The sequence below is a fragment of the Haladaptatus sp. AB643 genome (genome assembly GCF_024136975.1).
In the GTDB taxonomy this organism is placed as follows: Archaea; Halobacteriota; Halobacteria; order Halobacteriales; family Haladaptataceae; genus Haladaptatus.
On the sequence record NZ_JAMYJW010000005.1, the window covers coordinates 164,677 to 179,914 of the forward strand.

Consider the following 15,238-nt stretch of genomic DNA (forward strand, 5'->3'; position numbering starts at 1 on the left):
TCCCGATAGTGAACACGTTGGTGCGGGCTCCCATGCTTTCGGACCTTTGGTCCCTCGGGAGCCTCGCCGCGGAGTTCAAATCCCCAAAAGAGAGCAGCGCGACTAGGAATATCTCGTATTGAGCTCGATGACGTTTGCCGCGCGGAGGACGTGATCCGCGAGTTCGTTGTGAAGTCGGTCGTCCGTGAACCGACTCGTCGGGCCGGAAATGCTGATGGCGCCCAGTATCGAATCCCCGCTTTGTATGGGCGCGGAAACGCACCGAAGCCCGTGGATGTTCTCCTCGTTGTCGATCCCGTATCCTTGTTCGATGATCGTCTCCAGTTCGTCGCGAAGTTCCTCGGAGCTCGTAATCGTTTTCTCCGTCTGCCGTTCGAAACTGCAGTCCGCGATTATCCGATCCTGTCGCTCGGCAGGCAAGTGTGCGAGGATCGTCTTTCCCAACGAAGTCGCGTACATCGGCTGTTGCGTTCCGACCCTCGACGCCGTCTCGACTGCCTTCGGCCCTCTCGATTTACAGAGGTACGATACCCGACCGTACTCCTCGATTCCGAACTGCGCGATTTCGTTCGTATTCATCGCCAACTCCTCGACTTCCTTCTCGATCACTTCGTAGTTCCCAACCTGGTCCCGAACGTGACTCGCGATGTCCAGAATTCGGAGACTCAGACGGTATCTGTCGTCTTTGGGAACCACGATTTCCCGGTCGACGAGCGTCTGCAGGTGGCTGTGAATGGTGCTCTTCGAATGTCCCAGTTCGTTCGATAACTCGGTCACACCGACGTTCTGACGCTCCTGGATTACGTCGATGATGTTGAACGCTATCTTCACCGATTGGATCGTTCGTCCGGTGTTTTCCTCGGCCTGTCTTGTCATACCACACAAACGGTACTCCCCTAATATAAATTTGTTCCCCTGTAGGGAACCAGCGGCTCCCGTACCGTTGACGACTTGCGATCCTTCGACCGTAGCGGTCACCGATGAGCGTTGAAACGCCACGCGGCGGAACTGCGACCGCCATCAGTATCTAACCGCTTCGCAGCGAACGCCGGTTGATCGATGGCCCGTTCGCCTCTTGGGAATCCTCGATCCCATCCGAAAACACCGCATCGCACCCGTTCGATCGGCACCATCGGCGATAGCAGTGACAGTTCTTTTTCCGGAATCCGCCTTTCCGGTCGTTTTCACTGAGGGCTGATCGGTCGTTGCCCGTCCGTAACTGGATACGTATGCTATCGTGCAACACTGCCCATTACATCTCTATCTCTGTAACGTTACTGTTCGGCAGAAGGGAACAATATGAGGGTTCTTCCTTCCTCATCCTCCGTCCGGATGGGCCGGGTCGTCACAATCGTTCCCCTGCTGACGCCTCGGCGTACGACACCGTCGAGTCGAACCGAACACTTATGGTTCGTTTTCGAGAGCACACAACGTATGACCGTTCGAGTAACCGTTTGGAACGAGAACGTCCACGAACGTGAAGAACCGTCAGTCGCGAAACGCTATCCGGAGGGTATCCACGGTGCCATCGCGTCGAGTCTGGAAGCCGACGGCCACTCCGTCGAAACGGCGACATTAGAGGAACCGGAGCACGGTCTCACCGAATCCGTCCTCGCCGAAACGGACGTTCTCGTCTGGTGGTCACACTGCGCGAACGACGAGGTACGCGACGATGTCGCGACCCGCGTCGTCGATGCGGTTCACGATGGGATGGGATTCGTCCCGTTGCACTCGGGGAAGAACTCGAAGCCGTTTACGCGCCTCATGGGAACGACCTGCAACATCAAGTATCGGCACGGCGGCGAAACCGAACGCGTCTGGGTGGCGGACCCCGGTCACCCCATCGCCGACGGCCTCGACGAGCACTTCGAGATTCCATCGACCGAGATGTACGGCGAACCGTACGACGTGCCCGAACCCGACCGAACCGTGTTCATCTCGTGGTTCGAGGGCGGCGAGGTGTTCCGCTCCGGCGTCTGCTATCGCCGTGGCCGAGGTCGAATCTTCGCGTTTCGTCCCGGCCACGAGGAGTATCCGATCTTCCATCAACCCGAGGTCCAACGGGTCATCGGCAACGCCGTCGTCTGGGCATCCCCGAACGAGGGGGCGACGGTCAACTGGGGGAACACCGACCCCATCGAATCGCTTGAGGAGCGATAAGGCGCGGTATCGAACGATCTTTATATACTCGATTTCCCGGACCCAAATATTGATTACGTGGGCGCTTCCCGTAGAAGCTATGGCCTCGTTCGAAGCGACGAAATCGTATACGAAGCCGCCCGCTTGGGCGACGAATCAACGACGACTGTTCGACGTAACCCGCGATGCGGTCGATTCGTTCATCGATCGATATCTCGATGACGAGGGCCGTCCGCTGTGGCCACCGGACGGCCACGTCGGCATCGATGGCTCCGACGACCTCGTCGAGGGATTCTACAACTGGCCGCTCGTGTACGCGATGGGCGGCGACCGTTTGTTCCTCGATGCGGCGACGGAGACGTATCGGGCCGTCATCGACCGCCTCTCCGAGGTGGAAACGCCCTACGGTCACCCGATGTACGTGGACGAGTTCGACCAGGGCCGCGACTGGTTCCACCTCGGCGAGGGGAACCTGTACACCTACAATATGGGCCTCGCGGACCCGACCGACGACGCTGTCGTCGACCGCGCGGAACGGTTCGCCGGGTTGTATCTCGGCGACTCGGAGACCGGGAACTACGACGCCGAAAAGCGACTCGTCCGAAGCCCCCAGACCGGTAGTATGGGTCCCGATCACGCGGACTTTTCGGAGTACGTTTCCCACGGCTACGGAGCAGACTATCGTTGGTGGCGTCACGGACTCCCGTGGCGCGACGTCCGCGAATTCGACGAGGCCGCCGACCTTCACGACCCCGAAAACGAGGAGCGACTGTTCGAAGTGCTCAACGAACGATGTACGAAGGGCGACATCCCGCTGAATCTCAACGTCACGAGTCTGATGACGAACGCGTACCTCCACACGGGCGACGACCGATACCGCGAATGGGTGTTCGACTATCTCGATGCCTGGCGCGAACGGACGGCGGAGAACGGCGGCATCATCCCCGACAACGTGGGACGATCGGGCGAGATCGGCGAGTACACGAACGGAAAGTGGTACGGCGGCTACTACGGATGGTCGTGGGGCGGGTGGCACTACGTCGGTATCGGCCCGACCGTCGCCGCCGAGAACGCCGTCCTCCTCGACGGTACCCGCGAACATCTGGACTTCCCTCGGTCGCAACTCGATCACCTGATGGACCGCGGCATCGAGGTGAGCGCCGACGCCGTCAACGATACCCTCTACATCCCCCACAAGTTCGGTGAACCGGGGAACTATCACTACAACGCCTCGGGCGTCCTCAAGGAGAACGACGGCGAAATTCGCTACGAGGACGGTTGGTTCGAGTTCAGACCGCACAAGGACGACCCGTACGCCGTCCACCTCTGGTACATGTCGATGCGGGACGACGACCGACAGCGCGTCCGTGATCTGCGCAACCACCACAAACAGGACTGGCGACGCGTCGATCCGCGCGCCAAGACGAAACACGCCGACGGTCACGAATACGCGTGGCTCTCCTACCTCGACGGCGAATTTCCCGACTACCCGAAACGCATCATGGAGGCCAACCACGCAAACGTTCTGGATCGCACGAAACTCATGCGAGAGGAGGGGTACAGTCCCGACGATATCGACGAGGATTACCTCCGAAATCGAAACCCCGTTTCGGAGAAGGGGTTGCTTCAGCTCACGATGGGTGCGCCACAACCCATCTACTACGGCGGCCTCGTCATGGCCCAGGTGCGTCACTTCGACCTCGGACGGGGAAGACCGGGACTCCCCGACGGCGTCGCGGCCCTCGTCGACGAAATCACCACGGACGGCATCGGCTTGACGCTCGCCAACGTGGGCGGTCAGGACCGTGAGATGCTCGTCCAGGCCGGTGCGTACGGCGAACACGAGTTCACGACTGTCAGCGCCGACGGACGGGAGCGGACCGCGGAATCGAACCGCATTCGGGTGGCGCTCCCCGGCGGCACGTCCCTCTCCCTCGAAGCAGGGATGAACCGGTTCGTCAACGACCCGACGTACGACCTTCCGGCGGAACTGGGCCGGTAAGGTCGCTCGGAACGGGAGACGGACCGACGAAAGGTTTTTGCGATGGGTACACGGCGGTAGAACCGTGACGTTTCGTATTGGAATCGTCGGCATCGGCTCCGTCGCCGACACGCATGCGCGGGGAATCGAGGAGATAGCTACCGCCGAACTGGTCGCTGGGTCGTGTCGTACCCGCAGCAAAGGGGAGGCGTTCGCCACGAAGTACGGGTGTGCGTGGTACGAGGACTACGAAGCGATGTTCGCGGAGGCGGACCTCGACATCGCTCTCGTTTGCACCCCGAGCGGGAACCACCTCCAACCGGCGACGGCCGCAGCGGAGTGGGGCGTGCACGTCCTCTGTGAGAAACCGCTCGAAATAACGACCGAACGGATAGACGAGATGATTACGGCCTGCGAGCACGCCGATGCTCGTCTCGGCGGTATCTTCCAGAATCGGTACCACCCGGCGGCCCGGACGGTTCACGAGGCCGCCGTCTCGGGTCGTTTCGGCGACCTCGCCGCGGTAAGCGTGTCGGTACCCTGGTGGCGACCGGACGAGTATTACGAGGACGCCTGGCAGGGAACGCAAGCCCTCGACGGCGGCGGTGCGCTGATCAACCAGTCCATCCACGGCGTCGATATGGCACAGTGGCTCGCCGGAGCGGCGCTCGATGTCGATCACGAGGAGAACCCGGTCGCCGAAGTGTTCGCGTACACCGATACGCTGGGCCACGACGGTCCAGAAATCGAGGTCGAGGACACCGCCGTTCTCTCGCTGCGATACCGGGATGGCACGCTCGGACAGGTCCTCGCTACGACGTCGATGTATCCCGGCCTCGAAAAACGAATTCAGATCGGTGGGCGAGACGGGTCGGCGGAAATCGTCGCCGAAGAACACGGCGAGTGGCAGTTCCGCCACGAGCGAGGGAACGCAACCGAGACGCTGGCCTCCTCTCCGCCCGCCGACGACCGTTCGGAGTACGGTCGGAACGTCGAGGCGTTCCTCGACGCAGTGGAGTCAGACGAACCGTACGAACTCGACGGCTACGAGGCACGCAAGGCGGTTGCCATCGTTCGGGCGGCGTACGAGTCCGCCGAAGTCGGACGCCCCATCGTGCCGAACTAGCGAGTCGGTCTTCCCGCCAGTGTCCGTATCCGAAATCGTTCGGTCGTAGGGAACGGCTCTTCATCGTATCCCACCCACAAGCGACGTTTTTTCCGGTCCGTATGGTGAAAACGTGAGGAACGTATTTGATGGGTGCTTGCGAAGGAGTTGTCGTGAAACGCGACTCGCTTCAATTCCACAACGTCGCAGCGACCCGATCGATCGACGGCCACGACGGGGTACTCCTTCAACGCGTCCCCGAAGACGTCCGCCTCGGTTTGAACGAGGGGGCGCAAAACCGGATGTGTCATCCGGCAGGGGCGGAGATACGGTTCGTTCCCGACGGACCGGTGAGCGTGACCCTTTCGACGCGCGTGCGTGAAAGCGTCGTTCGGCCGTTCTGGGGACCGTTCCAAGGAACCGAGGAGTTCGTCGTCGGGGCCGAACCACGGACCATCGAGGTGACGTTCCCCGAGAAACTGGGTCGAATCGAATCCGACCGGGTCGATGAACTCGATTTTCACCCCCGAGTGTGTCGCTTACGCCTCCCGGGCGAACACCGTGGCGGCCACGTCTTCTACCACGGCGTCGAGGGGAACGTTCGACCGCCACGGGCGGACGAACTGCCCTCCCTGCGCTATCTCGCCTACGGAACGTCCATCACGGAAGGTGAGGCACCACTCGGGGAGCACCTGACCTACGCGTCACAGACGGCCACCGGATTGGGCGCGGACTTGATCAACCTCGGTTCCTGCGGTACGGCGTTCTGCGACGAGGCCATCGCCGACTACATCGCCGACCGGGACGACTGGGACGTCGTGACGCTCGCCGTCTCGGTCAACATGGTCGATCGCTTTTCGGTTTCGGAGTTCCACGAACGCGCACGGAATCTCGTGGAAACCGTCGCCGACGCCCATCCGGAGAAACCGGTCGTTCCCATCACCATCTATCCAAACGCCCGCGACGTTTGTGTGGGAACGGACACGGAGGGACGGTGTGAGCGATTCCGCGAGGCGCTTCGCGACGTCGTCCGGGAGACGGAACGCGATAACGTCTTCCTCGTGGAGGGTCCCGACGTTCTCGACTCCCTCGGCGGCCTCACGACCGACCTCGTCCATCCGGGGGACGATGCCATGATCCGCATGGGTGAAAACTTGGCGGCGAGGCTCGAAACCGTTCTTGCCGGGTCGGACTCGGCGTAGTGAGACGGACTCGGCGTAGTGAAACGGACTCGGTGCAGGTGGCGGCGAAATCGCATCGATCCACGTTGTCGATCCGTACTGGTGGATCGGAAACCGGCGTGAATGGCCGCCGAACGGAAGAACGATGTGTACGAACCGAACCGTAACCGTTCGAACGTCGGTTGATTTTTTACGGTGCGATACGGTGAATCGGTATGGATGATACTCGAACGAACGCCGGAGTGGACCGGGCCGCCGACGTTCGAGTCGGCGTTCGAACGCGTACCCTCTCGGAAGAGCGTCTTCGATACGTTCGCCAGTTAGGCGCGACCGACGTGTTCCTCGATCACGCGGATACGGAGGAGGAACCCGACGATTTCAACGACCGCGACGGGTCGGAAACCGTCGCCGTCGGCCGCGATTCGATCCCGTCGGTCGCGGAACTCGAAGCGGCCCGCGAACGGGTGGAATCCGCGGGACTATCGCTCGCGGGGATCCAATCGCTTCCGTACTCGTTGTACGGGGACATCATGTTCGGCCGGGACGGGAGCGACGCAGCGCTCGAACAGATCACGACGCTCGTCCGTAACCTCGGCAAAGCCGACATCCCCATCCTTGGATACCAGTGGAACCCCCGCGGCGTCGTGCCGATGCGAACGTCGCCGGTGAGAACGCGCGGTCAGGCCAGCACCACTGCGTTCGACCTCTCCGAACTCGACGATCCGGACGCACTCGCACCCGAACTCGACCGACCGTACACAGAATCGGAGTTCTGGGACCACTACAACGAGTTTCTGCGGACGGTCCTCCCCGTCGCGGAGGAAGCAGGGGTCACGCTCGCGCTGCATCCGGTCGATCCCCCTGTGTTGGAGTCGCTCGGCGGAATCCCCCGACTGTTCAGAAACGTCGAGAACTTCGAGCGGGCGATGTCGGAAGTCCCGAGCGATAATCACGGCCTAAAGCTCTGTCTCGGCTGTTTTTCGCAGATGGGCGAGGACGTTCTCGACGTCATCCGACGGTTCGGCGAACGCGACCAGATCGTTTTCATCCACTTTCGGGACGTGGTCGGGACCGTTCCGCGGTTCCACGAAACGTTCGTGGACGCGGGAAATTTCGATACGGTCGACGTCGTTCGAACCCTCCACGATATCGGGTACGACGGGGTCGTCATCCCCGATCACGTTCCGAAGATGGCCGGGGACGACGATTGGCGTCATCGATCCCGCGGGTTCACCGTCGGCTACCTTCGCGGCGTCATCGACGTCGTGCGGTCGGAGTAGCTTCGACGGTGGAATCGTGACGGATCACGGTCGGACGAACGACATGCCGGAACTTCGAATATGACCGCGTTTTTTCCCCTTCGTCCGTAGAATTCGAAAAAAAGACGCTGTCGTGGGTATCCGTGATCGGATTCTACGGCGTCACGGTTCTACGACGGGGTTCGTGAGCGTACCGATCCCCTCGATTTCGGCCTCGCAGACCTGCCCCGGTTCGAGCAGATCGACGGGGTCGCGGAAGATACCGACGCCGCCGGGCGTCCCGGTCGAGATCACGTCGCCGGGCCGCAGTGTCATGTTCTCGCTGATGAACGACATCAGTTCCGGGACGTCGAAGATGAACTGGCGCGTGTTCGACGACTGCTTCGTTTCCCCGTCGACCCGTAATTCGACGTCGACGGTGTTCGGGTCGTAGTCGCTTCCGGCGACGAGCGTCGGCCCCATCGGCGAAAACGTATCGTAGCTCTTCCCGCGGAAGAACTGTCCGTCCGAGAACTGCGCGTCGCGTCCGCTCACGTCGTTGAGCACCGTGTATCCCGCGATGTAGTCGATCACCTCGTCCTCGTCGATATCCTTGGCGAAGCGACCGATGACGGCGGCGAGTTCGACCTCGTAATCGACTTCCTCTCCGTCGGGATGGACGATCGGACTGTTCGGGTTCGTCACGGTCGTCGGGGCTTTCGAGAAGAGGATCGGACGTTCTGGAATCTCTTCGTTCTGTTCCTCGGCGTGATCTCGGTAGTTGAGTCCGGCACAGACGATCTTTCCGGGACGCGGGACCGGTGCGAGCAGATTCACGTCACCCTCGTCCCTGTGGGAGAGCGCCCCGTTCCGAACCCCGTCCCGTACTCGATCGAGATACCGTCGATTGGTGAGGTCTTCGAACGATGGCTCTCCCGCCGGAAGATCGGCGACGGAGTAAATCTTCGACCCTTCCTTGATACCCATGGTGGGACCTGAACCGTCGTTGTAGCGAACGAATTGCATCGATCGGCTATCTTCCTTTCTCCTACTTAAATGTTGAGCTGAATACGACCGTTCGGTGCGATTCCCCCCGATTCGAGTCGTTCGGTGACGTGGGTTATACTTATCAAAAGACCGGCCTAGCGTTACAGTATGGATTCGAATCGAACACGCGGTTCACTCGCCGTCCCGGAACAGTCGATCCTCGAAGCGTGCGGCGAGACACCGCTCCCGGAGATGGGAATCATAGAGCAGGTATGGGAGACGAGCCCCATTCCGGAGGAAGACATCGCCGCACGCGCCGCACGCTCCTTCGCCTCGCTTCCGATCGGTGATCTGCCGGACGGAAGTGAGATCGCACTCGGCGTCGGGAGTCGCGGTATCGCGAACCTTTCCGACATCGTCACCGGCGTCGTCGCCGAAGCGAAGGATCGCGGATACGAACCGTTCGTTTTCCCGGCAATGGGGAGCCACGGTGGCGCGACCGGGGCGGGTCAACGCGAGATGTTGGCCGAACTCGGCGTGACCGAGTCCGTAATCGGCTGTGAGATCCGATCGAGCATGGAGGTCATCGAGGTCGGTCGCACCGACGAGCGGGACGTCTCGGTCGTCGCCGACGCCAACGCGGCGAACGCCGATGCTATCGTCCCGATCAATCGGATCAAACCGCACACGGACTTCAGCGGGGACGTCGAAAGCGGCCTGTCGAAGATGCTCGTCATCGGAATGGGGAAACAACGCGGTGCGAAGATCGCTCACGACTGGGCCGTCAACTGGTCGTTGCGGGACATGATTCCCGAAATCACCTCCCAGTTGCTCGCGAAACTCCCCGTCGTCGGAGGCGTCGCGATTCTGGAAGACCAGCACGACGATACGGCCATGATCGAGGGAATTCCACCGGAAGGTTTCCTCGACCGCGAAGCCGAACTCCTCGAAACGGCGTACGACATCATGCCAACGGTTCCGTTTTCGGAGCTCGACGTTCTGATCCTGGATCAGCAGGGAAAGGACATCAGTGGACAGGGGATGGACACGAACGTCATCGGTCGTCGTCCCTTCGCGATCCAGGAACCGGAACCGGAGACGCCCGATATCAAGCGGATATACACGCGATCGGCGACGGAAACGACTCACGGCAATGCCATGGGTGTCGGTTCGGCCGACTTCATACACGAGGACCTCCTCACGGAGATCGACATGCCGACGACGCTCATCAACGCGTTGACCGCGAGCACCACCCGCGGCGTCCGCCTTCCGCCGGCCGTCGAAACCGATCGGGCCGGACTCGTCGCGGCACTCTCGACGATCGGTGTCGTCGATCCGACGACCGTCCGCGTCCTCCGCGCAACCGATACGATGCGTCTCCATCGGCTCTACGCTTCGACGGCGTTGGTCGAGGAAGCGAGGGATCGGGACGACCTCCGAGTCGTCGAAGAACCCGCCCCCATCCGCTTCGAATCGGGAGAGTTCACCGAGCCGTCGCCACACGAAACATCTGCCCACGGCACGTCGGATCGGGACGAAAAATAGCGGGAGACCGCATCGGCGATCGCGGGTGACGTTCGCGACGTCGTTCGGACGTTCGGTGACCGACCGGCCGCGCTGCGTTCGTCAGATAGTCAGTTCATCCACGGAAACCCGACGACCTTCCTTCCAGGACTGATGGCTCGCTTCGGTCAGTTGGACGCCCTTGACACCCGCGCGGAAGTCCCACGGGAACGGTTCGTCCTCGACGACGTGTCGAATGTACATCTCCCACTGCCGTTTGAATGCGTTCTCGAACGTTTGGTTGTTGGGAACGGACGTCCAGTCGTCGTAGAAGTCGTGTTCGGTCGGTGTATCGGGATTCCACTCCGGTTTGGGCGTGTTGCCGTGGTCCTGTGTCTTACAGTCCCGCAACCCCGCCACTGCGCTTCCGTCCGTTCCGTCGACCTGTATTTCGAGTAAATCGTCCCGATTGACCCGCACCGTCCACGAGGAGTTGAGTTGTGCGACGATGTCGTCCTCCAGTTCCATGATGGCGTATGCCGCGTCCTCGGCCGTCGCTTCGTACTCCTCGCCCGAACCGTCCACACGGCGAGGAACGTGAGTCTTCCCGAGACACATGACCGATTCGACCCGGCCGAAGAGGTTTTCGAGTACGTAGCTCCAGTGGGAGAACATATCGTCGATGATCCCGCCACCGTCTTCCGCACGATAGTTCCAGGATGGGCGCTGTGCCTCCTGGATGTGGCCGGTAAACACCCAGTAGCCGAATTCGACGCGCACGGAGAGTATTTCGCCGAAAAAGTCCTGATCGATCAGCCGTTTCAGTTTCATCAACCCGGGGAGCCAGAGTTTGTCCTGTACGATCCCGTGTTTGCTGTCGCTTTGCTCCGCGGCGCGAGTGACTTCGAGTGCGGTGTCCAGGTCCATCGCGAGCGGTTTCTCACAATACACGTCCTTCCCGGCATCGATGGCCTTGAGGATGGATTCCGGTCGCCGCGGCGTGACCTGTGAATCGAAGTAGATCGCATCGTCCCCGTCCAGACACGTTTCCAGGTCCGGATCGGCGACCCATCGGTCGACGTCGTGTTCCTCGCTCAACTCCCGTAACTTGCGTTCGTTTCGTCCGACGAGTAGGGGGTCGGGAACCACTCGCTCCCCGTTCGACAACTCGACACCGCCCTCATCGCGGAGTGCCAGAATCGACCTGATGAGGTGTTGATTGGTTCCCATTCTACCCGTCACGCCGTTCATCACGATACCAATTTCTTCCATAGCTGTCTCACGTCGTCCAAATCTCGACAGTTGAACTATAATAGTTTATCGATTGGAACATCTGATAACTAATCTGTCACTTACGGTCGTAGGATGCGACGTTTGCCGCCCTGAACTGACCTGGACGGACGGGAATACGGTCGTCGTGACCGATACTTTCATAAGCGATTCCTCAGTTGATTTCAGCGTATGACCGAACGTATTGGCTACGTCGGAGTGGATCATCATCATCGGGACCCGTACTTCGCGATCGCGAGCGGGCTCGGCCTCGACATCACAGCCGTCTGCGAACCGGGCCGAGAGATCGATCTCGCCAACCTCGCGGCGATGGACGAACGCCCCGACGAAATCACGACTGAAGGACAGGAAGTCGCGGACCTCGTGGAAGGGGCGACGGTCTATGCCGACCCCGAGCGGCTCATCGCCGAAGCCGACATCGACGTCGTCTGGATCACCTACCGAAACGACAGGGTCCCGTCGATCGTCGAAACTGCGGTGGATCACGGCGTTCACGTGATCAGCGAGAAACCGATCGGTCGGACGGCGGCGGATTTGGAGCCGATCGTCTCGAAGGCGAACGATAGGGGCGTAACCGTCTCGCCGACGACGTTCTATCGAAGAAACCCCGTCATGTTGGACCTCCGTGAGCGGATTCAGGACGGCTTTTTCGGTGACGTGTGGACCGTCGAGGGACGATTCAACGCGAGCCAACTCTCGTACCGGAACACGGATCACTACATCTACGACCGAGCGACGAGCCGAGGCGGTGCGCTCCAGTGGATCGGTCCACACTGGGTCGACATGATGCCGTGGGTCCTCGACGATCCGATAACGAGGGTGAACGCGCGGTTTCACGACGCTGCGGAGGTCGATGTGGAAGCGGGAAGCGTCCTCCAGTTCGAGACGCAGAGCGGGACGCTGGGGACGTACCACACCGGCTACTATCTGAGCGACCGAGGGAAGGACACACACCTCGGCATTTACGGAACCGATGCGCAGGCTCGGACGCCCGTCCATCACGATTCGCTCCAGCACGAACCGACCGTCCCGCTCGAACTCACCGCGGAACACCCCGGTTGGTCCGGTGCCCCGAAGCGAACCATCGAGTACGAGTTTACGTACGACCGATTCCCAGCGTGGGGTGACTACGTTCAGGACTACTTCGAGGCTTTCTTCGAGGGCTACGAGACCGGAGACGTCCCCGCGACGATCGACGACGCAGTACAGTTGCTCCGCGTCCTCGACGCGGCCTACGAATCGGGTGAGACCGGCGAATGGGTTTCGGTGACGGAATGACGTCGCCAGTTCGGACCGAAGGCAAAACGAATCCAGCACTACCCATCCAACAATGAAGAAAACGGAGACGATGTTCTCCGATATCGATTTCGTCGACGATCCCGACCGGAAGGTGGCGCTCGATTGCATCGCCGCCGGTATCCGCGCATCGGAACCATCGGCCGTCATCGACGAACGTATCACGTTGGATGGAACGGTGATGACCGTCAGCGACGACCGATACGATCTATCGGAGTACGGCGACGTACTCCTCGTCGGTGGTGGGAATGCGGCCGCTACCGCGGCGAAGGAACTCGAAACGGTACTTGGCGACCGGATCGACCGCGGCGTCGTCGTCACCGATACGCCGGTGGAGACCGAACGAATCGACGTTCTCCCTTCCGACCATCCCATCCCGAGCGAGCGGGGTGTAGAAAGTACGCGAACGCTTCTTGAGATGACCGAGTCGGCCGGAGCGGACGACCTCGTTCTCGTCGTCGTCACCGGCGGAGGCAGTGCACTCATGCCCGCACCGGCAGCGGGTATCGACCTTTCGGATCTCCAAACGACGACGGATCGGTTGCTGACCTGTGGGGCGGATATCGGCGAGATCAACGCCGTGCGCAAGCATTGCTCGGACGTCAAGGGTGGCCAACTCGCCGACGTTGCATCGCCAGCGACCGTCGTCGGTCTCGTGTTCAGTGACGTCGTCGGGAACCGTCTCGACGTGATCGCCAGCGGTCCATTGACCGCCGACGGATCGACGTTCCGGAACGCGATCGAGGTTATCGACCGGTACGATATCGACGTTCCCGATTCTATCACTACCCGCCTCCGACGAGGCACCGAGGGACGTTACGATGAGACCCCGTCACCTGGCGATCCATCCTTCGAGTCCGTGAGCCAGTACGTGCTCGCGGACGGCAATACTGCGCTTCGGTCGGCCGCCACAGTGGCCCGTGAAGGTGGATACGAACCGCTGATACTGAGCTCGCGGATTCGGGGAGAATCTCGGGAGGTCGCCAAGACACTGACCGGCATCGCGGAAGAGTGCGCCGATACGGGAATTCCAGTGGAACCTCCCGCGGTGTTGCTCTCCGGCGGTGAGACAACGGTCACCCTCTGTGGGGATGGCACCGGTGGTCCGAATCAGGAGTTCGTACTCGGTGCAGCCCTCGAACTCACGGAACCGAGTATCACCGTCGCCAGCGTCGATACCGACGGTATCGATGGTGTCTCCACTGCCGCGGGTGGTATCGCAACTTCGGAAGCGATCACATCGACGGCCGAGGCACGAGCGGCACTCCGGGAGAACGACGCTGGCGGATATCTGGACCGCTTCGACGGTCGTCTCGTCACGGGAGCGACGGGGACGAACGTCAATGATCTCCGAATATTCGTCATCCCCGAAACGTGAGTCGTGAGGGAAGTTTCTCACATGGTCCGTAATACGAAACGTTCGATTGTCGGGCCACCGTTCACTCGTATTTGGAGACGGAGGCTGTCGCAGAAGTCATCCACCAAGAAGTGCGTGGAGATATGATGGGGGTTAAGCCGGGCGAACCGTACCCTGATGATTACGACGCGATTGTTGCCCAAGTGGACGAGGAAACTGAACCTGGCTATACACCTTCCCTCAAAAGCAAAGTGCATTTTGGACCTCTATTCCGGGTGTAATCTCATCTCCTGGACGAGGATGCTTGATGTATCGGCATGAGATTTATAGATGTCTGAACGGCCATTCTCGCGCAATAGAGGCACTGGACCCTCAAATCGATCTGTTCGTAACTCGTAACTCAAACGAAGCAACTCTCGATAATGGGTAGATATCCTCTAAAATAGACACCTCGTTCTCAAGTTTGCCGCTTATCCTGGAATCCACACTCATTTGGCTCCTCAAGGCGTTCACGCCTTCCGGGTCAAAGCTTCCAAATGGGATCATCGGGAAGACGCCTTGTCGGTGCCTCCTCGTATGTGTTCATCCGTTCCAAGGCTCACTTTGAGACAGTGTCGTAGGTATCGAAGTGGAACAGTGCTTCGTTCGAGACGACACCGTCCGTCTTTCCGACGTCGGCGACGTACTGCACCATCCTTTGGCTTGGCTTGCGATCGCGTGTGGGTTCGAAAGATAGTTCGACGCCTTCGATTTCATCGCTTTGATCGCAAGGTCGTCGCTCACTCCGGAACCGATGACCGAACTCGCGTCTCTCGCCGCCGCGGTCGGGCTATTGCCGATGAAGTTCGTCACATCGATATGCGCGGAAACGGTGCCTCTGCGGTTTCGGTCGCGTCGAGAACTCGTTTCTGGGCGAACATCACTGTGACAGGATGGCCATCGAGGATGTCCCCCGACCACGCGACTTCGCGGAAGCCATCGTTGTTGCTGATAACGGTGGCAAACAGTTCCTAAATCATCGTCGCGTCGATATCTCCTGCCTGCATCGTTTGTGGGGCTTTTGCCGGGGGTATCTTCGACTTCGAGGCTACCGACTCCAACTCGCCGAGGCCTTCTTCGATCCAATACCCGAGCACCACGTCGGGAACGCTCCCATCCGGC

Annotated in this window: 12 protein-coding genes; 8 read left to right on the plus strand and 4 right to left on the minus strand. The window is 60.6% G+C overall.

All coding sequences use genetic code 11. The features are described 5' to 3' along the window. Positions 1 to 102: 102 nt before the first annotated feature. On the minus strand, positions 103 to 876 hold the full coding sequence (locus NKF25_RS12210) for an IclR family transcriptional regulator (protein WP_253226944.1): 774 nt from the start codon (positions 874 to 876) through the stop codon (positions 103 to 105). A gap of 558 nt (positions 877 to 1,434) precedes the next feature. Here NKF25_RS12210 and NKF25_RS12215 point away from each other — a divergent pair. From NKF25_RS12215 to NKF25_RS12235, 5 genes are all read left to right on the plus strand, one after another. Then, on the plus strand, positions 1,435 to 2,160 hold the full coding sequence (locus tag NKF25_RS12215; RefSeq protein WP_253226945.1) for a ThuA domain-containing protein: 726 nt from the start codon (positions 1,435 to 1,437) through the stop codon (positions 2,158 to 2,160). 79 nt (positions 2,161 to 2,239) lie between these two features. Then, positions 2,240 to 4,141 carry a hypothetical protein gene (locus NKF25_RS12220; RefSeq protein ID WP_253226946.1) on the plus strand — a complete coding sequence of 634 codons (1,902 nt, stop codon included), beginning with the start codon at positions 2,240 to 2,242 and terminating at the stop codon, positions 4,139 to 4,141. A gap of 64 nt (positions 4,142 to 4,205) precedes the next feature. Further along, the gene (locus NKF25_RS12225; protein WP_253226947.1) at positions 4,206 to 5,246 is read left to right on the plus strand and encodes a Gfo/Idh/MocA family oxidoreductase; all 1,041 of its coding nucleotides are present in this window, start codon (positions 4,206 to 4,208) and stop codon (positions 5,244 to 5,246) included. A 152-nt stretch (positions 5,247 to 5,398) separates the two neighbouring features. Beyond that, on the plus strand, positions 5,399 to 6,427 hold the full coding sequence (locus NKF25_RS12230) for an SGNH/GDSL hydrolase family protein (RefSeq protein ID WP_253226948.1): 1,029 nt from the start codon (positions 5,399 to 5,401) through the stop codon (positions 6,425 to 6,427). A 194-nt stretch (positions 6,428 to 6,621) separates the two neighbouring features. Beyond that, entirely contained in the window at positions 6,622 to 7,686 is a 1,065-nt protein-coding gene (locus tag NKF25_RS12235) for a mannonate dehydratase (protein ID WP_253226949.1), read from the plus strand. Positions 7,687 to 7,827: 141 nt separating this feature from the next. Here the strand turns inward: NKF25_RS12235 and NKF25_RS12240 are convergent, their stop codons facing one another. Then, positions 7,828 to 8,670, minus strand: coding sequence for a fumarylacetoacetate hydrolase family protein (locus tag NKF25_RS12240; RefSeq protein ID WP_253226950.1), 843 nt, complete (start codon positions 8,668 to 8,670; stop codon positions 7,828 to 7,830). A 129-nt stretch (positions 8,671 to 8,799) separates the two neighbouring features. Between NKF25_RS12240 and NKF25_RS12245 the strand changes: the two genes are divergently transcribed. Further along, the gene (locus NKF25_RS12245; protein ID WP_253226951.1) at positions 8,800 to 10,176 is read left to right on the plus strand and encodes a DUF362 domain-containing protein; all 1,377 of its coding nucleotides are present in this window, start codon (positions 8,800 to 8,802) and stop codon (positions 10,174 to 10,176) included. Between the two features lie 81 nt (positions 10,177 to 10,257). Here NKF25_RS12245 and NKF25_RS12250 read toward each other — a convergent pair whose 3' ends face one another. Beyond that, a complete protein-coding gene (locus NKF25_RS12250; protein ID WP_253226952.1) occupies positions 10,258 to 11,406 on the minus strand; it encodes a Gfo/Idh/MocA family oxidoreductase in 1,149 nt (382 codons plus the stop codon). 189 nt (positions 11,407 to 11,595) lie between these two features. Between NKF25_RS12250 and NKF25_RS12255 the strand changes: the two genes are divergently transcribed. Then, a complete protein-coding gene (locus NKF25_RS12255) occupies positions 11,596 to 12,702 on the plus strand; it encodes a Gfo/Idh/MocA family oxidoreductase (RefSeq protein ID WP_253226953.1) in 1,107 nt (368 codons plus the stop codon). A gap of 52 nt (positions 12,703 to 12,754) precedes the next feature. Next, positions 12,755 to 14,098: a DUF4147 domain-containing protein gene (locus NKF25_RS12260; protein ID WP_253226954.1), complete on the plus strand. Its 1,344-nt coding sequence runs from the start codon at positions 12,755 to 12,757 to the stop codon at positions 14,096 to 14,098. A gap of 989 nt (positions 14,099 to 15,087) precedes the next feature. Here the strand turns inward: NKF25_RS12260 and NKF25_RS12265 are convergent. Continuing rightward, positions 15,088 to 15,216 carry an ABC transporter substrate-binding protein gene (locus NKF25_RS12265; RefSeq protein ID WP_253226955.1) on the minus strand — a complete coding sequence of 43 codons (129 nt, stop codon included), beginning with the start codon at positions 15,214 to 15,216 and terminating at the stop codon, positions 15,088 to 15,090. Positions 15,217 to 15,238: the final 22 nt, after the last annotated feature.

Coding starts and splice junctions, on each gene's coding strand:
- NKF25_RS12260 (WP_253226954.1), top strand. CDS start 12,755: ATGAAGAAAACGGAGACGATGTTCTCCGATATCGATTTCGTCGACGAT.
- NKF25_RS12245 (WP_253226951.1), top strand. CDS start 8,800: ATGGATTCGAATCGAACACGCGGTTCACTCGCCGTCCCGGAACAGTCG.
- NKF25_RS12235 (WP_253226949.1), top strand. CDS start 6,622: ATGGATGATACTCGAACGAACGCCGGAGTGGACCGGGCCGCCGACGTT.
- NKF25_RS12255 (WP_253226953.1), top strand. CDS start 11,596: ATGACCGAACGTATTGGCTACGTCGGAGTGGATCATCATCATCGGGAC.
- NKF25_RS12240 (WP_253226950.1), bottom strand. CDS start 8,670: ATGCAATTCGTTCGCTACAACGACGGTTCAGGTCCCACCATGGGTATC.
- NKF25_RS12250 (WP_253226952.1), bottom strand. CDS start 11,406: ATGGAAGAAATTGGTATCGTGATGAACGGCGTGACGGGTAGAATGGGA.
- NKF25_RS12220 (WP_253226946.1), top strand. CDS start 2,240: ATGGCCTCGTTCGAAGCGACGAAATCGTATACGAAGCCGCCCGCTTGG.
- NKF25_RS12210 (WP_253226944.1), bottom strand. CDS start 876: ATGACAAGACAGGCCGAGGAAAACACCGGACGAACGATCCAATCGGTG.
- NKF25_RS12215 (WP_253226945.1), top strand. CDS start 1,435: ATGACCGTTCGAGTAACCGTTTGGAACGAGAACGTCCACGAACGTGAA.